We start from the raw sequence: 21,197 nt of genomic DNA on the forward strand, positions 1-21,197 counted from the left end.
ATGATACGCCGCCTGATCCGTTCGCTACTGACCTGGCCCGATGCCAAGGGCTGGGGACTATGCCTGCTGATTGGCGGCATGACCCCGGCCTTCATCTCTGTGATAGCCGGCTTTGCCGGCCTGCTCCATTGGCAGCCCCGCACAACCGACTGGCCCCTGCGTTTGCTGGGCGTCCTTCTGGTGCCCGCTTTAAGCGAGGAAGTGGTTTTCCGTGGCCTTCTGGTGCCCGATCAGGGGGAAACAAGGCGGCCGGTCCTGTGGATCGGGACGGTCGTGCTCGTCTTTGTCGTCTGGCATGTGATTGAAGCGCTTATTATCCTGCCGGGGGCGCACCTGTTCCTGACGCCGGCATTTCTGACCTGTGCGGGCGTGCTTGGCCTGGGGTGCGCGTTGATGCGTTACCGCACAGGATCAATATGGCCCGCCGTCATCCTGCATGGCCTACTGGTCTGGGCCTGGCAGGTCGGGTTCGGCGGGCCGGATATCCGGCAGTTACTGGCCTAAGCCGCACACATTTCCATCTGGGACATGGGCATGAGCATGACGTAATCGGTCAGGCCATCCAGTTCCGAAGGAATCTCGCGGGCTATCTTGAACCCGCTGCGCAGGCAGAAATTGACCGCCGGATCATGGTCCTTGTGGATGCACATGACGATATCATGGGCCGGGGCGAAATGTGCCTGGGCCGCGCGGATCAGGGCCTTGCCGAGACCGAACCCGCGGAAATCGGGCAGGACGCACAGCTTGGTGATCCAGATGCGGGTGCCTTCGAGGTGCGCGGAGCAGAAGCCGACATCGACACGGCCGGCGCGGATCACGAAGAAGACGTGGCCGCGCTGCATGATATCGTCTTCCAGTTTATCCGGGTCGAACGCCTGGCTGATCATGGAATCGATCTGGTCAGGCGGAATGCTGGCGCGGTAGGATTTTGGCCAGACCTGCATGGCGATATCGCGCACGATATCGAGTTCGGAAACGGAGATGGGGCGGGTTTGCGGCGTGAGGGTCATGGTGTGGCTCCATGGCTATCAGGGGTGAGAGCAATTTATGAGCGGATGGCTCATCCTCAGATCGATTGTCGGTTTACTCGGTAATTCTTGCAGAAATAGGGCAGGTATTATTACGCCTCGGTTTTATTTGCCTTTTTCTTTTTGTGTACTGAATGACACTGACCGGGCGCTCATCTTAATGAAGCGTTAGGAGAGGTTAACACAGATGATTCGCCCGCGTAAGTTGTTAAATGAGTGGTAACAGGCTTGTTACAACGAAAAAATTCTCTTTTTGCGGGTATAGATAATAAAGGGTAAAGATTAGCGTGTGGCCAGCGCTGTCATTCTTCTGCGAATATTAAAGCGTGCGCTGCATCACGTAGTCGGTAAATTCGTACGGCCCCATCTGCACAGGCACTTCGGCCTCAACCTGGAAGCCCGAACGCAGGTAATAATTTATCGCCGGCGTATTGTCCTTGTTGACAAAGAGCGCCAGTTCCCGCGCGGTGAAATGATCAAGCGCCGTTTCGATCAGGTCCTTGCCGAGGCCCAGGCCGCGAAACTCATCACGCACATACAACTTTTTCAGCCACAGGCGGTCGCCATCAACATAGGCCGAGGCATAGCCGACATCCATTTCATTGACACGCACGATCCAGAAGACGTGCCCGTGCTCAACCATTTCCTGTTCTAGGTTGTCGGTCGCATAAAGCACAGCCAGCATGGCGTCGACCCGATCAGGGCCGATGATGTTACGGTAACATTTTGGCCAGATGATCAGGGCCAGTTCGCGTACGATTTCCAGTTCATCCACGTCAATGCGACGTATCCGGACGGTCCGGGCCATAGTTTTCCCCACAAAATCCAAGGCATTTCCAGCCCTTAGACAGAGACTATGTGGCACAATTCAGGAAACACCAAGAAAAATAATTGAGCAAAATAATACTGTAATCAACCAGTCTATTTCGTTGTCTTTAAGCCCACCACGCGGCCCGGCATGCCTGCGGCATCGAAATAGTGCTCATCGTCGACGGTCTGGCCTTCCAAGATGGTAACGAAACCATTGGCGGCTGGCGCAGAGCGGATTACCTGCGGCGTGCTGGCGGTGGTTTGCGGGCCGGCTGTGAGCGCTTCATCGATGACGCGGCCCTTGAGCGGCCCCTTGGAGGGCAGGTCGAAGCCCAGAATGTGGGCCAGGGTCGGGGTGATATCGGCATTGGAGATCGGCGCCGCATCGACGTAGCCGCCCTTGAAGTCCGGACCGATGGCGGTCATGAAGTTGCGCGTATTGGCACGGGTGAAGCCGCCGTGATTGCCCTGGCCCTGCTGCAAATTGGTGTCATTGATCATGACCGAGCACAGTTCGGGCTGCTTCCAGGTTTTCAGGCATGAGGGCAGGACGTAATCGGCGAAGCCGACATAGATGGACGGGCGTGGCGTCAGGGCCGATCCGCGCAGGCCAACCGCACTCATCGGTAGTGTACCGGGGATCGGGCCCAATTCATCATCGACAAACAGAGCCGCCACATAGTCCTGCTGCGTCAGGGCGGCAATGATCTTCGGCGCCAGGGCCTTCGCCTTGGCCGGATCGAGATAAAGCAACTCCGAACCGCCGGAGCCGACCACCAGCACATCGGGATGATCCAGGTCGCCGCCCAGTGCTGAATAGTTGTGCGGATGCTCGCCATTTTCCAGCCGGATCGGCGTTTTGTAGGCATCGATCAGCGGCAGTTTTAGCGCCCGGCTCAGGTCAATGGCCAGGAAACCCTCCGGCAGGAAACCCTTTACCGTGTCGTCCGGATAGGACTGCCTCGCCGCCCATGACGTTTTCGACTGGCGGGCAATGGTCGAGAAGCCGTGGTCGGCGGTGACGAAGATATCGGTATTGTCGTAGACGCCCAGTTCTTTCAATTTGTCGATCAGGGCCTGGAGATTGTCTGACGCATTGCGCACGGCGGCCAGTGAGGTCGGGCCGTTGATGCCGGGCGAGAGTTTATTCAGGCTGTCGCCGGTATTGTGCTGGGTGCCGTCCGGATCGCGCGACCAGTAGACCAGGGCGAAGGGCTGACCCGAAGCCACGAAACGCGGCAGGACGACCTTGGTGGTCACGTCGACGAACCATTGCTGCTGATAGATATTGGCCACTTGTACGCCGGGCAGGTTATAGGCGCCGGCGGATTGATTGAGCCCGCGGTCACGCGCCTCAGTTTCCAGCCCGGCATCCTTGATGGCCTGCATGACGTCTGGCGCCACCGGGATGGGGTGGCCCTTTTCCCAGCGCGTACCGGTCCAGTCATCGATGAATATGGTGCTCATGCCGTCGGCGGCGGTGATGTCCTGGATCAGGACCGGACCTTCCTTGCCGATGGCGGCGGTCTGGTAATGGTTCTGGCGCGCCAGGGCCAGCAGGCTCATTTCGTTGAGATAGTTGCCGCCGTAGATCTCGTTGGTTTCCTTGAGGATCGGATCGTTTTCCATGAAATGGACGGCGCCCGGCTCATATTTCAGTGGCGGCAGGGCAATCGAGTTCGACCATTCGCCGGTGTCGCCTATGCCGTGACCGGTGGCAATCGCTGAGGCATTGGCGGTGGTGACGGTCGGGTAAAGCGAATGCGAATTGCGGAAATCGACGCCGTTTTTCTGGATGTCGGCCAGGGTTGGGGCCGTGTCGTGATTGACGATGCCGTAGCGCAGGCCATCGGCCACGAAGATGATGACATTGCGCGGCTTGTCGGCGGCGTGGGCCAGGCCGCTGATTGCGATGAAGCCAAAGACAGCCAGGCAGACATTGCGGGTAAGGCGGCGGGTTTTCGAGATCATGGCATGGCTCCTGATTTACGCTGCTGCGTCTTTAGAGCCGTAACTGTGACACTTTGATGTGGGAAGCCCCGTGGAGGACAAAAAAAGCGTCCGGGAGGGAGGGCGTTTCCCGGACGCTCAAGGGCGCCGCCATAGGGCGAGACGGCGCCGAATTATATTGTTACGCGTAAAGTGTGCGGCCGGATCAGGCCGCAAACGGCAGGTTAAGCGCTTCCGCTACCGCCTGGTAGGTGATGCGGCCGCCGGCGATATTCAGGCCCGCCTTGAGGTGCGGATCGGCGGCCAGGGCGGCCGAAACCCCCATGCGCGCCATCTTCAGCACGAAGGGCAGGGTGGCGTTATTGAGCGCCAGCGTCGAGGTCCGCGCCACGGCGCCGGGCATGTTGGCGACGCAGTAATGGACAATCCCGTCAACAATAAAGATCGGATCCTGGTGTGTGGTCGGGTGCGAGGTCTCGAAGCAGCCGCCCCGGTCGATGGCGATATCGACCAGCACCGCGCCGGGCTTCATGGTCTTCAACTGTTCGCGCGTGACCAGCTTGGGCGCGGCCGCACCGGGGATCAGCACCGCGCCGATGACCAGGTCGGCCTCTTTCAGCGCCTCGGCCGAGGGCCGCCTTGGAGGAATAGGCCGTCTTGACCCGGCCGTGGAACATCTGGTCGATCTCGATCAGCTTGTGCGGGTTTATGTCGAACAAGGTGACATCGGCGGACAGGCCCACGGCCATCTGCGCCGCATTGACGCCGGATACCCCGCCGCCGATGATCACCACCCTGGCCGGGGCCACGCCGGGCACGCCGCCCAGCAGGACGCCGCGGCCACCAAAAGCCTTGTGCAGGTAGGTGGCGCCGACATGAACCGAAATCCGCCCGGCCACTTCCGACATGGGCCGCAGCAGGGGCAGTCCGCCTTGCGGTTCGGTCACGGTCTCATAAGCAATGCAGGTGGCGCCTGAGGCCATCAGGGCCTCGGCCTGCGGCTTGTCGGCGGCCAGGTGCAGATATGTAAAAAGTGTCTGATCGGCTCTCAGACGCTTGCATTCGTTCAGTTGCGGTTCCTTGACCTTGACGATGAGTTCGGCGACGTCAAATGCCTCTTCGGCGGTCATGACGATCTTCGCCCCCGCCGCGCGATAGTCTTCGTCGGAAAAGCCGATGCCGGCCCCGGCCGGCTTTCGACAAAGACCTCATGGCCCTGATGGGTCAGTTCGGCCACCGAGCCGGGTACGAGGCCGACGCGATATTCGTGGTTCTTGATTTCCTTGGGGACACTGATCTTCATGGGTAGGCTCCCGGTTCCTGTGGCGTTATTTTAGTTTCACTTGTCGCCTATTATGATCCTGTTGAAGCGGCATTTTTTTGAAATTTTGTACGTTGATCTGGCAAGTCAGAGGATATATTCTCAATTTCATGGTCAACAGCGATAAATTTTCCGATCTTGATTCCTTCGACCGCGAACTGATCAAGGTCCTGCGCAACGATGCCCGCGCCACCTCCGCCGATCTGGGTGAAGCGGTGGGCTTAAGCCCCTCCGCCGCGCACCGCCGGGTGAAAATCCTGGAGCAGAAGGGCGTCATCACCGGCTATCGGGCTGTGATCGCCGAAAACGTCCAGGGCAAGCAGGGCACGGTGTTCGTGCATGTCACGCTCACCGACCAGCGCCGCGAGACCTTCGAGAAGTTCGAGCGGGCGGCCCTGGCCTGCGCCGCCATCGAGGAATGCCACCTGATGTCGGGCGAGGCGGATTACCTGCTGAAGATCGTCCTGCGCAGATCCTTGAGTTACGAGGATGTCCACCGCGATGTGCTCTCGATCATGCCGGGCGTCTCCAAGCTGGCGTCGAGCTTCTCCATCCGCACCGTGAAGATGGGCTAGTTCAGGCGGTCTTCGCCTTACGTTTCTTCTTTTCAGGTGTGGCCAGAAGACCTGCGGTCATTTTCTCATACAGCATGAACAGATGCTCCACCCGTTCGCGGTCGCTCTCGAAGGGCGCCTTGCGATACAGGCGGTCGACCACCAAGTCGAGCGCGCGATGCGCCTTGCGCAGGTCGGCGGGCATGACATCAGGATCGTAGAGATCGGCCAAAGTGGCGCCGGGATGGGCGGCGCGGGCATCGAGAACGGCTTGGGCGAGGGCGTTGAGCTTGGCCTTGTCGGCGTCGGTAAGCTTGGGCCAAGGGAAGGTGTTGTAGACTAATCCGTTCGAATATCGGTAGTCGCTCTTCAGGCGCCCGCCGATGTTGCGCAGCCAAGCCATGTGAGTAGCACTCGTCAGAACAGCGAATTGCCATTTTGTTACCGCTCGGACAACCTTGACGAGGTTGCTTGGAACGATAGGCGGCTCCAACCACCCAATAGGAGCGTACTCTCGCCGCTCGGAACTAACCTCAGGGATACACAAGAATGGCTCATCAGGGATGACCGTCACATGAAACTTCGTGGGCGTGAGGGCCAAAGCGAGAGAGCCCTCTGTTGCCTTCTTCGCTTCACCTTCTGGCTTGGATCGAGGTGGCAGTTCACCCAGCCTATAGAGCCTTACCTTTTCCACTAACGATATCAGGCGAGGCAGTGATCGAAGAGTCTGGGGGGGCACCCCGTCAACCACCGCGATCCAGCGGTCGCCTCCATTTATATATTCTTCCGAGCCGATATAAGGACGAATGTAAGGTGCAGCGCCCGGTTCGGCGGCGAGAAAGACATCCTTCTCGCTTCCGCTCATGATATAGTAACCACCGTCAATCGGCTTTGAACCGATAACTACTTTCGGCGCGTTTGAGAGCGGTTTGCTGGCTTCTCGCACCACCAAGTGACGATCCGCCAATTTGGACGCGTCGAATAGGTACGGAGACAGGGCCGAGTGACGGGTCTCTTCCGGTTCGCTATTGATATTTGGATAGCTAAATAGCCGTTTCTCAGCCGGTTCATCGTCGCGGCGCGTCAGCCCGATGGCGACGACGTGGACATGCGCCTTGCCGCGTGCGTCCGAACCCCAGTTGAAGGTGCGGTGAGCGAACGCGATTTCCAGCCCGTGACGATTGAATAGGATGGGCCAAAGCTGGGCCACCTGCTCGCCTTGGGTAATCGAATTGGTCGAGACGAAACCTATACGTGCTGACGAGTGCTGCACATAGTCGCCCGCCTTGATAAACCAAGCGGCGACGAAATCTAGCGTGCCGCCTGATTTTCCCATGGCGGCGTCTCACGTCCACGTTTCAGGCTCAGTACACGCGCCAGTTCGCTACGCAAGTCGTCGAGAAACAGAGGCTCTATAACCTTAAGTATATTTTTTTCGGTAGTATAATGTGCGCCTTTCTTCCTGCGCTCCTTTGCGTTCATCACGGACTGAAACAGGGCGCCGAAAATCGCCGGACTGATTTTTTCCCAGAAGAAGCCGCAGGCTTCTAGCAACTGATCACGCATTGACCTGTCGAATGCCGGAATAGGCAGTGGCTCAGCAAAGAGGTCGCCGTTTATATAAGGAAAGCGCGCCAGGTCTTCATTCAGATTTGTTTGACGTTTCTCAACAGGCGTATTCAAGACCTGGAACAGTTCTGACAGCTTGGAACCAAGGTCGGAGCCGTCCTCTGCCGTGCGATCTTCAATGTAGGTCTGGAGCATCCCCAGTTCATCGAAAATGCCTGTATCGTCGGCAAAAAGGCAGAACAAAAGCCGGACAAGAAGCCTTTCAAGCGGATGACCTTCGTAACCCGAAGCCTTGAGGGAATCGTGCAACCTACCCATCAATTCGGCGGCGATGATATTTACCGGGTCTTGGTCCCTGAAAACGCGCTTTTCAATCCCAACTATAAAGCCAAAAGCTTCAACATGCGTGGGCAAGTCGGCAAGCGCGAATTGTGTCTCTTCGCGTGTATCCAAGTCGATCAAGTGAAAGGTCTGGAAATCGCAAACCAAAATATAGCGGGGAAGCTCAAACTCCTTGAGATTGGGGAAGTAGTCTAGCGCCTGTTGCCGCGCGCGTGTAAGATCGCGACCCCGCGACTTATGCTCAACCAGCAATTTGCCCTTCCAGAACAGGTCAATGAATCCCTGTCTGTCACCCAGCTTCTTAACCGGCTCTTCAAAGGTCGCCACTTTGCGGCGCTTAACTCCAAAGACCTCAAAAAATTCATTATAGAAGGACTGTGTTTCACCCCGTTCGTAGTGAGCATCGGCCCATTCACGCGCAAAAGCAGCGGCGCGAACGCGAATATCATTCCATATTGGACGCATAGTTGTCTCCCCGCATCACTCTCAAAGAGCCAGAAGGAGATTGCAACCGGATTTTTCTATTTTTGAGAGAACTTAGATACGTTAAATCAATTCGACGCGTCGTCCTCGCTGATGGCCTGGACCACATCGGCGCGATCTTCCGGCGGGATTTTGTCAGCCGCATTCAGCAGCATGTCCTGCGCCACGATCTGGGCCTGGTTGCTCTTTTCGCGCAGGGCCTCGAAGCGCTTCTGCGCCTCGGCGCGGTTATAGTGCTTGCTGGCGATATAGTGTTTCAACTCACGACGCGCCTTGCGCACCTCGGTCAGGCGGGCGCGCAGCACCGGCCGGGCCTCGGCCAGGCTGGTCTTGACGGCGGCCTGGGTCTCCGGCGGCATTTGTGCGATCTTTTCCTCACTCAGGATGATCGGCGCCGCGTCATGCCGGGCCATGCGCGACTTGATGAACAGCCCGGCCAGGACCGCGCCCTGAAGGACATTCAGGCCGAGCAGGATGGCAATGATGGCGCCGGTTTTCCAGTTTTTCATCCTATCCTCCCAGTCCGGCCATCAGCGCGACCCCCGCGACATCAAGCGACTCGCCGGCAGCGATGCCGATACCCAGGCCCAGGGCCGCGCATCCGGCCAGGGCGGCCAGCTTGTAGCCGATGGCGTATTGCCAGTCGGTGAAGGCGCGTTTCAGGTTTTCCATGGCCTCGATGTGCCAGGGCTTTTCCTGCGGCTGGCTCATGGCGGCCTGGATCAGGCGGGCGGGCATGTCGGGCGCCGGCGGATCGATTTCCCATTTTTGCAGCAGGGATTTCAGGTCAGGGTCAAGCGGTTCTGTCATGGAGTCAATCTCTGCTTCAGGCCCTTTTTTCCACGGAACAAAAGGGCTTCCAGGGCGCTGGTGGTGATGTTCATGATGCGGGCGGCTTCGGCTTGTGAAAACTCTTCGTAATAGACGAGGGTGAGCGCCATCTGCTGCGTGGCCGGCAGGGCGGCCATGGCCTGTTTGATGCGGCGGGTTTCATCGGCCCTGATGCGCAGATCCTCGCCGGTCGGGGCCATATCGCGCAGGGCTTCGGCATGGTCGTCGAGGTTTTCTGCCGGGGTCTTGCGGCGGCGCAGGCGATCGAGCGCGGCATTGGTGACGATGCGATAAAACCAGGTGCCGAAGGCACTGCGGGCGGGATCGAAGGCGGCGGCCTTCTGCCAGACCCCGGAAATGGCTTCCTGCGCCACCTCCTCGGCGTCCTCGCGGCTGTGCAGCAGGCGAAAGGCGATGGCATAGGCGCGCGTCAGGTGACGGCCGGCCAGATGACGGAAGGCCGCACTGTCGGCGCGCGCCACCTGGGCCATCAGTTGTTCATCTGTCAGGAGGCTCGTCATCTGTATCGTAAACGGCCCGCCATCCGCCATGTCGAGAAAAACTCTCACCGCTCTACGCCTGTCTCTCCATCTGTTCAAGTTCATACCAAGAAGCGATGAGCCTGACTCATCGTGGCTTGGCAGCGTGCGACCGCACGCCGCCGCTGATGCGGCGAGCCTGCGCGGCCTTTGAGCGCTAAAGACTGATACGAGAGGGGAGAGCAAAATCCTGCGGCTTGCTGTTTTGGCAAAGAAAAACCTCCGGGACGCCTGATCCCGGAGGTTTTTTCTGCGGCGCCGCTCGAACCTGGCGCCTTCAGAGTTCTTCTGTTTTCAAAGTCTACTGGACGGTTTCCATCACGTCCTGTCGCTGAAGAGTCTTGATACGTTCAATTTCCTCTTTCAGCTTGAGCTTCTTTCGCTTGAGTTCCTTTAGGTATAGAGAGTCCACGGAGGGGCTTCGTTCTTCGCGGGCAATGATGGATTTGAGGGATTGATGACGGTGGTCGAGTTCACGAACTCTCGCTTCAATGCTCATACGGCAGTATCCTTCAGTCTCTCTGTCCGGACCCCATGTCCGGGCTACTCAGGGAACACCCGTAAGCCGGTAATGTGGAATCACAATCCGTTACATCCGATCACGGTAATGAGAGAATTATAGTATAGGATGTGTTAAACAGTTTTGCGCATGACAAATGATAAAATGAAATCCAATCAACGTCTTATTGTCGCCATAAGCGGCGCGTCCGGAGCGGTTTACGGTATCCGCGCGCTGGAAATGCTGAAAGCCGCGGGCATAGAGTCTCACCTGGTGGTTTCCAAGGCGGCGGCGCTGTCGCTGGAGGCCGAAACCGAGTTGTCCCTGTCGGATGTGCAGGCCCTGGCGGATGTGGTCTATAAGCCGGCGGATATCGGCGCGGCCATCGCTTCGGGGTCTTTCCGCACGCTCGGCATGTTGATCGCGCCGTGTTCGGTGAAAACGCTGGGAGAAATCACCACGGGGGTTACGTCGTCCCTGGTCAGTCGCGCTGCCGATGTCTGCCTGAAGGAGCGCCGCCGACTGGTGCTGATGGTGCGGGAAAGCCCGCTGCATCTCGGCCATCTGCGCTCCATGGCAGCGGTGACCGAGATGGGCGCGATTGTCGCGCCGCCGATGCCGGCCTTCTATACCAAGCCGCAAAGCCTGGATGACATGGTGCGCCAGACTGTGGCGCGCAGCCTGGCCCTGTTCGATATCGATGTGCCCATGACGCGCTGGGGCGAGGATATCAGCCTCAATGACTGAGGATGTATGGTCCTGGGTTGTGGCGGCCTACGGCGCGCCGGGCGTGGCCGAACAGTGCCTGGAGTTGCAGGACGCGCATGAGCAGAATGTCCCTCTGCTGTTGTGGGCGGCCTGGGCCGCCAAACAGGGGCCGGTTGATCAGGCACTGGCTTTACAGGCCGCCGGGAGGGCGCGGACGTGGTCGGAGGCGGCCATTATCCCCTTGCGCCATGCGTGCAGACGGTTGAAGCAGCCTGTCTCGGAGGGGGATGATGTCCCGCGTCTGGCCTTGCGGGCGCAGGTAAAGGCTATTGAATTGCAGGCCGAAAAGGTTCTGCTTGAGCAATTGGCGGCCTTGAGTGTCGGGGGCGATTCCCTGCCGGAAGCGCTCATGCCGGCTGTCATGCTGGACGCCGTGCTGGCCGTGGCTTCGGCCTGGTCGGGTGACTATCCGGCGGAAAAGCTGGCGAGATTGACGCAGACCCTTTCAGACTGGCAAAAATTGCGCTATAAAGGATGAAAGCGGCGGCTTTAATTGCCCTCTTTTGTCCTTTAGCTTCAACCCCTTAAGCCTGAGAGGAGTCGGCGGCTCATGCACGACGACAGCAATATCCGGACCCTGCGCGGAAAAGACAATCTGCATCTGGTCAAATCGGATGAGCAGACAGGTAAGGGTGACACGGACAAGGATATCGAGCGCCGAATCGCGCAACGCCTCGAAGGCGAACACAGCTATATCGGGCTTGTGCCGGAAGAGACGCCGGCTCAGGTTGATGATCTCGAACCGCGCGTCCGCGAACTGCCGATCGATGGCGAGGTTGTAGCCTTGCGTAATGAATGCGCCCTGCTGAAGCAGGAGCACAAGGATCTCGATGATTCAATCAGCGCGCTGGAAATCGTGCCCCTGCCGGACCAGATTCTGATCGCCCGCCTCAAGCGCAAGAAACTGGCCCTGCGCGACCAGATCGCCAAGATCGAAGACAAGATTCGCCCGGATATCATCGCCTGATTTAGGCAGTTTTGAAAACTATCATGTCAACCACAACGCTCTGACGGCCAGTCGGGCCGAAGGAACTTGCGCTGATCGAAGCGTCGGGGATGAAAGCTTTTCCTCCACGCCTGCCGGAGCAGCCGATTTTCTATCCCGTCACTACCCATGCTTATGCGGTCAAGATCGCGCGCGACTGGAATGTGCCGGAGAGCGGTAGCGGTTATGTTACGCAATTCAATGTGCGGACGGATTTTCTATCGAAATACAAGGTTGAGATCGCCGGTGGCAGGGAACATCAGGAGTACTGGATTCCGGCCGAGGAACTGGATGACTTCAACCAGGCGATTGTCGGCCTGATTGAAGTCACCGATACATTTGGCGTCTAGGCCGCGATAACTTCCTCGGAACGAGCGCCGATAAAGGTGGCCTTCATTTGCAGGTCTGCGTCCATCCACACGATATCGGCGCGCTGACCAATAATCAGTGAGCCGCGCGAAGAGCCCAGGCCCAGGAAATGCGCCGGCGCCGTGGCGGCCATGATGGCGGCTTCCGGCAGAGTGCGGCCGAGGTGGTTGACCGTATTGCGCACAGCCGTGGCCATGTCGAGATCGGAACCGGCGAGTGTGCCATCCGGGCCGACGCAGACGCCATCGCGCACGATGATGGTCTGGCCGTTGAGCACGAAGGTCTTGGTATCCGAACCGACGGTCGGCATGGCGTCGGTCACCAGCATAAAGCGATCGATCGGACGTGTGCGCAGGGCGATGCGCAGGGCGGCCCAGTCGACATGGTGGCCATCGGCGATGATGCCGGTATAGCTCGTCTGGTCTTCCAGCGCGGCGCCGACCACGCCCGGCGCACGGTGCGTAAAGGGAGACATGGCGTTGAATAGATGGGTAAAGCCGGTGATGCCGGCTTTCAGCGCCTCAACCGTGGTCTCATAGGTGGCGTTCGTATGACCGGCGGCCAGGATCACCCCTGCCTGCGCCAGTTCGGCGATATCTTCCGGCGTGCAGTTTTCCGGCGCAAGCGTCACCATCGTCTTGCCGCGCTTCAAGCTCTTCAGAAGGGCCTTGGACTCGGCATCGAGCGTGCGGAACATCTCCGGGTTATGGATGCCCTTGCGTTGCTTGGAAATGAACGGCCCCTCGATATGGATGCCGAGGACGCCGGGCACGCCCTCGGGCGATGGCGTCCTCGGTGGCGCGCATGGCGGCATCGATCACGCTCAGTTCGTCGCTGATCAGGGTCGGCATAAAAGCGGTGGTGCCGTAGGGGCGGTGTGCCTTGCCGATGGCGGCGATACCGGCGGCATTGGTCTCGTCATTGAACAGGACGCCGCCGCCACCATTGACCTGGGTGTCGATAAAGCCGGGCAACAGATAGCCGCCCTCCACGTCGATGATCTCTCCAGTGGCCGGCTGATCACCGATCGCCGTGATGGTTTCGCCGTCACAGGTCAGGATGCCGGTGATCAGCCGGCCGTCGGGCAAGGCGATGCGGGCATTGATAAAGCTGGTCTGGCTCATACGGTTTTCGTGACCTTGTTGAGGTGGGGCGGGCTGTCGGGATCGAGGCCGCGGGCCACGGACAGGCTGTTGGCCAGGCGATAGAAGCTCTGGATTTGCAGGATCGGTTCCAGCGCCGGATGACTGGCCAGGGCCGGCAGGGGCGTGGTGCCGCTGACGGTTTCGACATTGGCCAGCAGGACCGAGGCGCCGCGCGTGGCGAATTCCTGCGCCGCCTCGCGCACGCCATCGCCGGCCACATCAGAAGTGGCGAAACCGATGATCGGGAAGCCGTCATTGATGATGGCCATGGGGCCGTGCTTGACTTCGGCCGAAGAGAAGGCTTCGGCGTGCAGGGCGCAGGTTTCCTTGAGCTTCAGCGCCGCTTCCTGCGCGACGGCGAAGCCGTAACCACGACCAATGACGAACAGGTTGCGCGCCGATTGCAGCACCGGCAGGGCGGGGGACCAGTCGAGAGACCAGGCAGCACTCAGTTGCGACGGCAGGTCATGCAAGCCGTCAGTCAGGCTTTCATCACCCGACCAGGCGGCGACAATAGCGGCCAGGCCGCCGAGCGAAACGATATAGGACTTGGTGGCCGCCACCGACTTTTCCGGACCAGCGCACAGCGGCAGCAGCGTATCCGCCAGGGCGGCCAGGGGCGAGGTCTCGTCATTGACCAGGGCCACGATATAGGCACCGGCCTTACGGTGGGCTTCCACGGTCGCCAGCAGGTCCGGCGAGCGGCCAGACTGCGAAATGGCGATACAGAGCGAGTCTTCGGCCACCACGGGCGCGGCGTAGATAGAGGAAACCGACATGGCGGCGGTGGAGGTCGGGACACCCAGATAAGTCTCGATCAGATACTTGCCGTATGTGGCGGCGTGATCGGAGGAGCCGCGCGCCACGGTGGTGACCGAGCGCGGCGGGTTGGCTTTCAGATGCGCGCCGAGGCGGGCGAGGGCGGCCTTGTTGTGGGACAGGAAACGCTGGACGGCCGCGCCGCCTTCGGCGGCTTCGGAGAACATCAACGTCTTTTCGGCGTCGAGCGGTGCATGGGCAAGGGTAGGGGAGGGCATCATTATTCCTTGGAGTATCAGCTTATATCGTTGAGTTCCGCGACCACGTCGTAGGCGTCTCCGCGATAATAGGACTGGGTGAATTCTGCGGCGCGGCCATCCTGGAGGAAGCCGCGGCGTTCGATGAAGAGGCCCGGATCGCCTGGCTTGACGCCGAGGCGCTCGGCCTGTTCCGGCAGGAAGGCGACGGCGCGCAGGCGTTGCAGGGCGCGCACCGGTCGGTGGCCGGTTTTTTCCAGCGCGTCATAAAGCGAACTGGTGACGGCTTCCGGTGAGGCCAGGCAATAGCCGGGGATGGTCGAATACTCGAGCGCCATGGTGGTGTTGTCGGCATAGCGGACGCGGTGGAAGCGGTAAACCAGGGCACCGGGCGACAGGCCCAGCGAAAGGGATTCTTCCGGTGTGACCGCGCCGGCGGATTTCGACACCCATTCCGAATGCGGCTTGCGGCCACGCGAGATCATGTCTTCCGAGAAGGAGGACAATTTGGAGAAGCTTTTCTCGACGCGTGAGGCCACGAAAGTGCCGGCGCCGCGACGGCGGGTCAGAAGGCCCTCCGAGACGAGGCCGTCGATCGCCTTTCGCACGGTGATGCGTGACACATCGAATTCCTCGGCCAGGTCACGTTCCGGCGGAATGGCATCGTCTTGGTGTAGTTGCCGGCTCTGAATGGCGTCACGCAGGGCACGCTGCAATTGCAGATACAAGGGCGCGGGGTCATCCTTGGCCAGGCGGCCTATGGTTTCGGCAAACGACATATCAGGCACTTTCGCGGCAGCGTAGGTTTTGGTGCGGGAAGGCGCGTTCATCAGGCTCTCCCCTGGTGGTCAGGATGGACTTCAGATGCGCCACCGACCGGGCGTCGGTATCGCGCATATTGGCATTGACATAGCCGAGCGCGAAGGCGCGGCTATCGTGCGGCGGGATTGGGGCGTTGCAAGAGGCATGGATAGCGGAGACACCCGCGTCGAGGATGGTGCCGACGTTCTCGGCGGTAATGCCCTTGCCTGCGAGGATTTCAATACGGCCAGCCGCTTGCGCAACAAGGGTGGCCAGACCTTCCACGCCTTCCGCAGCCGTCTGGCCGCCGCCGGAGGTCAGAAGGGTGTCGATGCCCAGTGATATGGCGATTTCCAAGGCTTCCGCAGGATCAGGTACGAGATCGAAACCGCGATGCATGGCGACGGCCAGGCCATGCGCCTTGGCATGAACCACCAGACTTTTCAGCGCGGCTTCGTCCAGCGCCCCCGAAGTCAGGTTGGCGCCCAGAACGACCCCTTCGAGCCCGCATGACGCGGCGGCCACGATATCGCTATGCATGATATGCAATTCGTCGGCGGTATAGGTGAAATCACCGGCGCGTGGCCGGATCATGGCCCGCGTCGGACAGCCGCATTCGCCACCCAGTTTCATCAGGCCCACCGACGGAGTCAGGCCGCCTTCGGAAAGGGCCGCCACCAGTTCGACACGATCGGCACCGTTATCGACGGCCGTGCGCAGTCCGGCCGCCGTATCGACCACGACTTCCAGCAGCGGCCCGGATAGCGGAATGTGCAGGTCGTTTGACATCAGACGCTCACCGTTTCACCCAGGCCATTACTGACCCCGTGGGCCATCAGCAGAGCGCCTTCCAAGGCGTCGTGTTCGGCCTCGGCCAGGCAGGCGCGGGCCTTGGGGGCGATCCACGGCAGGAAGATGGGGGCCATGCCGCCGACCAGAGAGACCTTCTGGGCGCCGACTTCGTTCAGGCGATGGATGTAGCGCGCCAGGTCATCGGCGCCGTGCTGGACCAGCGCCTCGGCCACGGCATCGCCACCATTGGCAAAGCCCATGATCAGCGGGGCCAGGGCGCCATAGTCGCGCGGCTTGGCGGTGGTGACCCAGTGGACGATATCAGATGGATGGCCGCCGAAATGCTGGATCAGGGCACGGGTGAAATCGCTTTGCGACGCCAGGCCGTCATGACCTTCGAGCGCGGCGCGAAGGGCCCTGCGGCCGAGATCGGCGGCGGAACCATTGTCGCAGACCTCGAAACCCCAGCCGCCGATCTGGGTGGCTTTGTGGCCGACCCAGGCATAGGCGGCGCTGCCGGTGCCGGAGATGAGTATGGCGCCGTCACGGCCGGAAAAGGCGCCGAGGCAGGCGGTATGGGCATCGGAAGAGGCATCGCAGCGGCCGAAGCGCGGGCCAGCCTTAATCGTGCGTTCGGCGTCTTCCCGCGCGGAGATTCCGGCCAACCCTAAGCCGATGCTGATATTCTGCCACTCGCCGGAGGTGCGCCCGCCCTGAACCAGGGCCTGATCCAACGCGCCAAGGATATTGGCCCACACCATATTCAGGCCGAGGCGGATATTGGCCGGCCCTCCCTCGGCCTCGCCCAGCAGGACGCCTTCGGCATCGCGCACGCGGACGCGGCACTTGGTGCCGCCGCCATCGACGCCGGCGAAAAGCTGGAGGTGGGAATCGGGAGTATTCATAAGAGGCAACATAACACGGCTGGCTTTGAGAGACTTGTCAGGTTTCGGTGAGGGGGCGGCTTTTCAGACGTCCGTCGGCGCGTCCACAGGTATTGCCGCGGCCTTGCTCTTGCGTCCCGCCACCAGTCCGAACAGGAGGATATAGGCGTAACAGGGGACCATGAGGCAAAGGAAGACGAGCTGGAAACTGTACTGATCCTTGAGATGAGCGAACAGTTGCGGGATGGCCGCGCCGCCGATAATGCCCATGACGAGGAAGGCCGCACCGAACTCGGTCAGCTTGCCCAGGCCGCGGATGCCGAGCGGGAAGATGGCCGGCCACATCATGGCATTGGCGAAACCGAGCGCGAAGACGAAGGCGACGGAGACGTAGTCCTTAGTAAGGAAGGCGCCGATGCTGAACAGGATGCCGAGCACGGCCGAGAAGACGAGGTAGCGTTCCTGGCTTATGAAGCGCGGAATGGCGATCAGGCCGCAGATATAGCCGATCAACATGCCGACCATGGTGTAGCTGGTGAAGAAGATGGTCTTGTCGAGCGGCAGGTTGAAGCCGTTGCCATAGGTGCCGACAGCATCACCGGCCATGACCTCGACACCGACATAGAAGAAGATGGCGAGGAAGCCGAAGAACATCTGCGGCAGGGCGGCCCAGAAGCCCTTGCCGGTGCCGGGATTGGCGTCATCGCTGATATTGGGCAGGGGCGACTTGTAGACCAGGAAGGCAATCACCGCGAGGAAGGCGCCCATGACCAGATAGGGCAGGTGGATGCGGGCGGCAAAGGCATTGAGCAGCAGTTCGCGGGCGGCGGTGGTGGGCGCGGCATCGACCTGGGCCTGCATCTGGCCGATGCCGTTGAGGATCAGGGTGCCGATGACGAAGGGCGCGGCGGCGCCGGCCAGCTTGTTGAAGATGCCCAGAAGCGCGATGCGTTGCGCGCCCGATTCAATGGGCCCCAGCACGGAGATATAGGGGTTGGAGGCGGTTTGCAGCAGGGATAGCCCGGCGCCGATGACGAACAGCGACACCAGCGTCGGCGGGAACATCCGCATGGAGGCGAACTGGCCGAAGCCGGCGGCGCCCACCGCCATCAGCAGCAGTCCGAGCGCCATGCCGGCCTTCATGCCGGTCTTGCGCAGGATAAAGGCCGAGGGCAGGGCCAGGAAGAAATAGGACAGGTAAAAGACCGACGGCACCAGGAAGGCTTCGACGTCGCTTAAACTAAAGGCCAGCTTGGAGAAGGTGATCAGCGGGCCATTCAGCCAGGTGACAAAGCCGAAGATGGCGAACAGGCCGCAGAACATCAGAACAGCGCCCCATGGCGTGGTCTGTGGTGCGTTCGCGGCTGTTACAGGTCCAGGTGTCGGCATGGTTTGTTTCCCCTATAATACCAATTCCTTTAAGTGGTATGGCTGAATTGAATCCAAAATGCAATCGGTCTTCGCAAAAATTTGCCGCAACTCGTAAATTATACGAAAAACATACTGATTTTCACAAATTATCATACAAATATGCGATAAATTTGTAACATTTCCATCGCAAGCGTAGCCCAATTTAATATATGTGCGATTCTAAGTTGACAGTTTTGCAAGACCGGAGATAGCAGTTATGCAGCGTCAGGTATTTCATTGGTGTCATTTGGTATTGTAATGGCTGCCAATTCGGGCCTGTCCAATGAGAAATGCGGCAGTAATCAGGATTTAGGGGCTCGCCCTGCCGCGGGCGGCACACTGCATAATAGGGAAGCTATACAGATGAAATTCAAACGTCATATTCTCATGACCAGCGCGGCGGCTACACTGGCGCTTGGTCTGTCTATGGGCGTCCACGCCTATGCCCAGGATGCGGCAGACGGGGCCGCGCCGGCTGATGACACCACCGTCGTCGTCACCGGTATCCGCAAATCATTGCAATCGGCGCTGAAGCAAAAGCGCAATGCCGACCGCGTCGAAGAAGTCATCACTGCGGAAGATATCGGCAAGTTCCCGGACAAGAACGTCGCTGACTCATTGGCACGCGCTACCGGCGTCAACGTCGTTACCGGCTCGGCCAATGCCGGCGGTTTCGGTGAGAATGAACGCATCTCGATCCGCGGCACCGATCCAAACCTCAACCTGACCTTAATGGACGGTCACAATATGGCGACCGGCGACTGGTTCGTGCTTGATCAGACCAACGCTGGACGTTCGTTCAACTACACCATGCTGCCTTCGGAAGTTGTCGGCTCAGTGGAAGTTATCAAAGCATCTTCGGCTGATTTGCCAGAAGGTGGTGTTGGCGGAACAGTCGACGTTCACGTGCGCAAGCCGCTTGATATGCCCGCCAACAGCTTTGCGCTGTCGGCTCAAGGCATGTATGCGACACTTGCCGATAAGTGGGAGCCCAACATCTCCGGCATGTACAGCTGGAAGAATGACGGCCATACTCTGGGCATTCTCGTCGGTGCCTATTACGAAGCGCGGGAATTCCGTCGTGATGGTCAGGAAGTTCTTGGCTACAATGACGTAGCCAACTTCGCTGGAAGCGGCCAGACCATGGCTGTTCCTTCTCTGATCGGATCCGCATACTTCACCCAGAAGCGCGTCCGCGAAGGCGGTAACTTCATGGTGCAGTGGAAACCGTCCGATACGCTCGAATTTGATTTCTCCGGTCTCTATACCCACTTGGAGGCCAATAACGAGAACCATAATTTCATGCTGTGGGGCTCAAAGCTTTCGGCTACAACGCCGACCGCCTACACCACGGCCACCAATGCGGCGGATAGCGGCAAGACGTACGTAACGTCAGCAAGTTGGGATGCATCGGCGACAACCAGCTCCATTGTCCAGGATGATATTTTCCGTCAGGCTCATTCTGATTCCTATGACCTGAATGTCGATATGACATGGCACCCGACCGACAAATGGGCGATCAAGGGGCAACTGGGCTTCACTTCCGGTAACGGTATTACCGACGACACGGCCGCTTGGGAAACCTACTGGAACAATGTCGGCGCCAGCTATGACCTCGGCAAGGTCACGCAGGTTGCCTTTAATGGCTTGCCCAGCGACCCGACTTCGGCGGCTTACCTGAACAATAATTTCAGTTGGTCCTGGGGCGGCACCATCAAGGCGCCAGATCGTGAAGCCTATGCCAAGATCGATGTGGCCTATGACCTGGGTGACGACCTTGTACGTCAAATCAAGTTCGGTGCCCGTGCTACCGATCACTATCATGGCCTGGACTACCTTGCCTATTCGTGGGGCGGTAACGGTGCCTACAGTGGTACCAATACAGTCGGTCTGGGCACAGTATTCACAGGCGATGTAACGCCGAGCGACTATGGTGATGGCCTGCCGGGTTCCATTCCAGGCTATTCCTTCGCCAATGGAGACGCGGTATACAAATTCCTGGATGAAAACAATGGCGGTCGCAAGTTCGGATTCTATGCGCCGGCTTCGTTTGCTGTCCGTGAAAAGTCAGAAGCTTATTATGTGATGGCCAAACTGGGGGGCGACAAGTGGCGTGGTGACGTGGGCTTGCGCGCTGTTCATACGGACACGACCGCCATCCAGTACACCACCAACGTTCCCGTCGGCACGCCGACGATACCGAGCGTCTTCGGTGCCTACGCCGAAGTGGATACGGAGAACAAGTACTGGGATATCCTGCCCAGCGCCAACTTCACCTACAGGCCCTCGGATGAACTGGTTTTCCGTGCCGGCGCCGCAAGTGTCATGAGTCGGCCGGGCTACGCGCAACTGGCCGGCGCCTTTACGGTCGATAGCACCAACTTCAAGGGCACGGCAGGAGGGAACCCTACGCTCATGCCATTCCGTGCCTGGCAATACAATGCCGGTGTCGAATACTACTATGGGCCGGAAGCCCTGGTTTCCTTCACGCTGTTTGACCTCCAGATTTCGAACTTCACCACCCAGGAAAAGTTCTATCAATATCTGATCACGGAGCAGACCCAGTTGAACCACGACAACGATCCGGTTGCCTATCCAGATCCTGGCGCAGTATTTGAAATGACCGGGCCAACCAACGGCGGCGGCGCCAAGGATGCGGGTTTTGAGTTTAACCTGCAACAACCGCTCGCTTACGGATTCGGCTTCATTTTTAACTACACTTATTCCAATGCAAGGAAGAATGACGGCTCGGCCCTGGATGGCAATTCTGAGAACACGGCCAACCTGACCGGCTACTTCGAAAATGAAAAGATCAGCACGCGTCTGGCCTATAATTACCGCTCCAAGTTCGTCTCCGGTCTCGATCGGGGTGCGGCCATGTGGCAGGACAACTACGGTACGCTAGACGGTTCGTTCAGCTATAATCTCAGCGATCACATCGCTCTGACCGTGGACGCTCAGAACCTTCTGCACGAAAAATTGTACTATTTCGTGGGTTCGCCGCAATTCCCGCGCGCCATCTACGACAACGGCCAATCCTTCTATGTTGGCGCTCGCTTCAAGTACTAAAGCGTACAGCGGGGATGGTTCGTACCGTTCCC

The 21,197-nt window shown here is 59.3% G+C and carries 23 protein-coding genes and 2 pseudogenes; 7 read left to right on the forward strand and 18 right to left on the reverse strand.

What is annotated here, in order from left to right; genetic code table 11:
• Positions 1 to 504 carry a CPBP family glutamic-type intramembrane protease gene (locus NVV72_13870; protein MCR6660364.1) on the forward strand — a complete coding sequence of 168 codons (504 nt, stop codon included), beginning with the start codon at positions 1 to 3 and terminating at the stop codon, positions 502 to 504.
• On the opposite strand, the gene NVV72_13875 is transcribed toward NVV72_13870, so the two are convergent.
• The 6 genes and pseudogenes from NVV72_13875 to NVV72_13900 form a co-directional block, all read right to left on the reverse strand.
• On the reverse strand, positions 501 to 1,010 hold the full coding sequence (locus NVV72_13875) for a GNAT family N-acetyltransferase (GenBank protein ID MCR6660365.1): 510 nt from the start codon (positions 1,008 to 1,010) through the stop codon (positions 501 to 503). The two genes, NVV72_13870 and NVV72_13875, sit on opposite strands and share 4 nt — an antisense overlap.
• 337 nt (positions 1,011 to 1,347) lie before the next feature.
• Positions 1,348 to 1,836, reverse strand: coding sequence for a GNAT family N-acetyltransferase (locus NVV72_13880; GenBank protein ID MCR6660366.1), 489 nt, complete (start codon positions 1,834 to 1,836; stop codon positions 1,348 to 1,350).
• A 113-nt stretch (positions 1,837 to 1,949) separates the two neighbouring features.
• Positions 1,950 to 3,809, reverse strand: a complete 1,860-nt coding sequence (locus NVV72_13885) for an alkaline phosphatase family protein (protein ID MCR6660367.1) — start codon at positions 3,807 to 3,809, stop codon at positions 1,950 to 1,952.
• A gap of 184 nt (positions 3,810 to 3,993) precedes the next feature.
• The gene (locus tag NVV72_13890) at positions 3,994 to 4,377 is read right to left on the reverse strand and encodes a hypothetical protein (protein ID MCR6660368.1); all 384 of its coding nucleotides are present in this window, start codon (positions 4,375 to 4,377) and stop codon (positions 3,994 to 3,996) included.
• Between the two features lie 100 nt (positions 4,378 to 4,477).
• Positions 4,478 to 4,924 (reverse strand): annotated as a pseudogene (locus NVV72_13895) (alanine dehydrogenase).
• Positions 4,915 to 5,091: a hypothetical protein gene (locus NVV72_13900; GenBank protein MCR6660369.1), complete on the reverse strand. Its 177-nt coding sequence runs from the start codon at positions 5,089 to 5,091 to the stop codon at positions 4,915 to 4,917. The pseudogene NVV72_13895 and the gene NVV72_13900 overlap by 10 nt, the downstream one beginning before the upstream one ends.
• A 128-nt stretch (positions 5,092 to 5,219) precedes the next feature.
• Between NVV72_13900 and NVV72_13905 the strand changes: the two genes are divergently transcribed.
• Positions 5,220 to 5,684, forward strand: a complete 465-nt coding sequence (locus NVV72_13905; GenBank protein ID MCR6660370.1) for an Lrp/AsnC family transcriptional regulator — start codon at positions 5,220 to 5,222, stop codon at positions 5,682 to 5,684.
• Position 5,685: 1 nt separating this feature from the next.
• On the opposite strand, the gene NVV72_13910 is transcribed toward NVV72_13905, so the two are convergent.
• From NVV72_13910 to NVV72_13935, 6 genes are all read right to left on the reverse strand, one after another.
• Complete coding sequence (locus NVV72_13910; protein ID MCR6660371.1) at positions 5,686 to 6,999, reverse strand: hypothetical protein; 1,314 nt, start codon at positions 6,997 to 6,999, stop codon at positions 5,686 to 5,688.
• Entirely contained in the window at positions 6,975 to 8,039 is a 1,065-nt protein-coding gene (locus tag NVV72_13915) for a hypothetical protein (GenBank protein MCR6660372.1), read from the reverse strand. Before NVV72_13915 ends, NVV72_13910 begins: the two co-directional genes overlap by 25 nt.
• A gap of 86 nt (positions 8,040 to 8,125) precedes the next feature.
• Complete coding sequence (locus NVV72_13920; GenBank protein MCR6660373.1) at positions 8,126 to 8,566, reverse strand: periplasmic heavy metal sensor; 441 nt, start codon at positions 8,564 to 8,566, stop codon at positions 8,126 to 8,128.
• A 1-nt stretch (position 8,567) separates the two neighbouring features.
• The gene (locus NVV72_13925; protein ID MCR6660374.1) at positions 8,568 to 8,867 is read right to left on the reverse strand and encodes a hypothetical protein; all 300 of its coding nucleotides are present in this window, start codon (positions 8,865 to 8,867) and stop codon (positions 8,568 to 8,570) included.
• Positions 8,864 to 9,457 (reverse strand): sigma-70 family RNA polymerase sigma factor, encoded by a 594-nt coding sequence (locus NVV72_13930; protein MCR6660375.1) that lies wholly within the window; start codon positions 9,455 to 9,457, stop codon positions 8,864 to 8,866. Before NVV72_13930 ends, NVV72_13925 begins: the two co-directional genes overlap by 4 nt.
• A gap of 271 nt (positions 9,458 to 9,728) precedes the next feature.
• A complete protein-coding gene (locus NVV72_13935) occupies positions 9,729 to 9,926 on the reverse strand; it encodes a DUF465 domain-containing protein (protein MCR6660376.1) in 198 nt (65 codons plus the stop codon).
• A gap of 165 nt (positions 9,927 to 10,091) precedes the next feature.
• Here NVV72_13935 and NVV72_13940 point away from each other — a divergent pair, with 165 nt between their 5' ends.
• From NVV72_13940 to NVV72_13955, 4 genes are all read left to right on the forward strand, one after another.
• The gene (locus NVV72_13940; protein ID MCR6660377.1) at positions 10,092 to 10,673 is read left to right on the forward strand and encodes a UbiX family flavin prenyltransferase; all 582 of its coding nucleotides are present in this window, start codon (positions 10,092 to 10,094) and stop codon (positions 10,671 to 10,673) included.
• Complete coding sequence (locus NVV72_13945) at positions 10,666 to 11,172, forward strand: TIGR02444 family protein (protein MCR6660378.1); 507 nt, start codon at positions 10,666 to 10,668, stop codon at positions 11,170 to 11,172. The genes NVV72_13940 and NVV72_13945 overlap by 8 nt, the downstream gene beginning before the upstream one ends.
• Positions 11,173 to 11,244: 72 nt before the next feature.
• The gene (locus NVV72_13950; GenBank protein MCR6660379.1) at positions 11,245 to 11,661 is read left to right on the forward strand and encodes a DUF465 domain-containing protein; all 417 of its coding nucleotides are present in this window, start codon (positions 11,245 to 11,247) and stop codon (positions 11,659 to 11,661) included.
• A gap of 89 nt (positions 11,662 to 11,750) precedes the next feature.
• Complete coding sequence (locus NVV72_13955) at positions 11,751 to 12,029, forward strand: hypothetical protein (GenBank protein ID MCR6660380.1); 279 nt, start codon at positions 11,751 to 11,753, stop codon at positions 12,027 to 12,029.
• Here the strand turns inward: NVV72_13955 and nagA are convergent.
• The 6 genes and pseudogenes from nagA to NVV72_13985 form a co-directional block, all read right to left on the reverse strand.
• Positions 12,026 to 13,172, reverse strand: a pseudogene (gene nagA / locus NVV72_13960) (N-acetylglucosamine-6-phosphate deacetylase). The gene NVV72_13955 and the pseudogene nagA overlap by 4 nt on opposite strands.
• Complete coding sequence (locus NVV72_13965; protein MCR6660381.1) at positions 13,169 to 14,230, reverse strand: SIS domain-containing protein; 1,062 nt, start codon at positions 14,228 to 14,230, stop codon at positions 13,169 to 13,171. The pseudogene nagA and the gene NVV72_13965 overlap by 4 nt, the downstream one beginning before the upstream one ends.
• A gap of 17 nt (positions 14,231 to 14,247) precedes the next feature.
• Positions 14,248 to 14,988, reverse strand: a complete 741-nt coding sequence (locus NVV72_13970; GenBank protein ID MCR6660382.1) for a GntR family transcriptional regulator — start codon at positions 14,986 to 14,988, stop codon at positions 14,248 to 14,250.
• A gap of 1 nt (position 14,989) precedes the next feature.
• Positions 14,990 to 15,799 carry a copper homeostasis protein CutC gene (locus tag NVV72_13975; GenBank protein MCR6660383.1) on the reverse strand — a complete coding sequence of 270 codons (810 nt, stop codon included), beginning with the start codon at positions 15,797 to 15,799 and terminating at the stop codon, positions 14,990 to 14,992.
• Positions 15,799 to 16,707, reverse strand: a complete 909-nt coding sequence (locus NVV72_13980) for an ATPase (protein MCR6660384.1) — start codon at positions 16,705 to 16,707, stop codon at positions 15,799 to 15,801. The genes NVV72_13975 and NVV72_13980 overlap by 1 nt, the downstream gene beginning before the upstream one ends.
• 63 nt (positions 16,708 to 16,770) lie before the next feature.
• A complete protein-coding gene (locus tag NVV72_13985; protein ID MCR6660385.1) occupies positions 16,771 to 18,075 on the reverse strand; it encodes a sugar MFS transporter in 1,305 nt (434 codons plus the stop codon).
• A 384-nt stretch (positions 18,076 to 18,459) separates the two neighbouring features.
• Here NVV72_13985 and NVV72_13990 point away from each other — a divergent pair, with 384 nt between their 5' ends.
• Entirely contained in the window at positions 18,460 to 21,165 is a 2,706-nt protein-coding gene (locus NVV72_13990; protein MCR6660386.1) for a TonB-dependent receptor, read from the forward strand.
• Positions 21,166 to 21,197 lie beyond the last annotated feature (32 nt).

The sequence above is a fragment of the Asticcacaulis sp. genome (assembly GCA_024707255.1).
In the GTDB taxonomy this organism is placed as follows: Bacteria; Pseudomonadota; Alphaproteobacteria; order Caulobacterales; family Caulobacteraceae; genus Asticcacaulis.

Coding starts and splice junctions, on each gene's coding strand:
- NVV72_13870 (MCR6660364.1), top strand. CDS start 1: ATGATACGCCGCCTGATCCGTTCGCTACTGACCTGGCCCGATGCCAAG.
- NVV72_13875 (MCR6660365.1), bottom strand. CDS start 1,010: ATGACCCTCACGCCGCAAACCCGCCCCATCTCCGTTTCCGAACTCGAT.
- NVV72_13880 (MCR6660366.1), bottom strand. CDS start 1,836: ATGGCCCGGACCGTCCGGATACGTCGCATTGACGTGGATGAACTGGAA.
- NVV72_13885 (MCR6660367.1), bottom strand. CDS start 3,809: ATGATCTCGAAAACCCGCCGCCTTACCCGCAATGTCTGCCTGGCTGTC.
- NVV72_13900 (MCR6660369.1), bottom strand. CDS start 5,091: ATGAAGATCAGTGTCCCCAAGGAAATCAAGAACCACGAATATCGCGTC.
- NVV72_13905 (MCR6660370.1), top strand. CDS start 5,220: ATGGTCAACAGCGATAAATTTTCCGATCTTGATTCCTTCGACCGCGAA.
- NVV72_13910 (MCR6660371.1), bottom strand. CDS start 6,999: ATGGGAAAATCAGGCGGCACGCTAGATTTCGTCGCCGCTTGGTTTATC.
- NVV72_13915 (MCR6660372.1), bottom strand. CDS start 8,039: ATGCGTCCAATATGGAATGATATTCGCGTTCGCGCCGCTGCTTTTGCG.
- NVV72_13920 (MCR6660373.1), bottom strand. CDS start 8,566: ATGAAAAACTGGAAAACCGGCGCCATCATTGCCATCCTGCTCGGCCTG.
- NVV72_13925 (MCR6660374.1), bottom strand. CDS start 8,867: ATGACAGAACCGCTTGACCCTGACCTGAAATCCCTGCTGCAAAAATGG.
- NVV72_13935 (MCR6660376.1), bottom strand. CDS start 9,926: ATGAGCATTGAAGCGAGAGTTCGTGAACTCGACCACCGTCATCAATCC.
- NVV72_13940 (MCR6660377.1), top strand. CDS start 10,092: ATGAAATCCAATCAACGTCTTATTGTCGCCATAAGCGGCGCGTCCGGA.
- NVV72_13945 (MCR6660378.1), top strand. CDS start 10,666: ATGACTGAGGATGTATGGTCCTGGGTTGTGGCGGCCTACGGCGCGCCG.
- NVV72_13950 (MCR6660379.1), top strand. CDS start 11,245: ATGCACGACGACAGCAATATCCGGACCCTGCGCGGAAAAGACAATCTG.
- NVV72_13955 (MCR6660380.1), top strand. CDS start 11,751: ATGAAAGCTTTTCCTCCACGCCTGCCGGAGCAGCCGATTTTCTATCCC.
- NVV72_13965 (MCR6660381.1), bottom strand. CDS start 14,230: ATGCCCTCCCCTACCCTTGCCCATGCACCGCTCGACGCCGAAAAGACG.
- NVV72_13970 (MCR6660382.1), bottom strand. CDS start 14,988: ATGTCGTTTGCCGAAACCATAGGCCGCCTGGCCAAGGATGACCCCGCG.
- NVV72_13975 (MCR6660383.1), bottom strand. CDS start 15,799: ATGTCAAACGACCTGCACATTCCGCTATCCGGGCCGCTGCTGGAAGTC.
- NVV72_13980 (MCR6660384.1), bottom strand. CDS start 16,707: ATGAATACTCCCGATTCCCACCTCCAGCTTTTCGCCGGCGTCGATGGC.
- NVV72_13985 (MCR6660385.1), bottom strand. CDS start 18,075: ATGCCGACACCTGGACCTGTAACAGCCGCGAACGCACCACAGACCACG.
- NVV72_13990 (MCR6660386.1), top strand. CDS start 18,460: ATGAAATTCAAACGTCATATTCTCATGACCAGCGCGGCGGCTACACTG.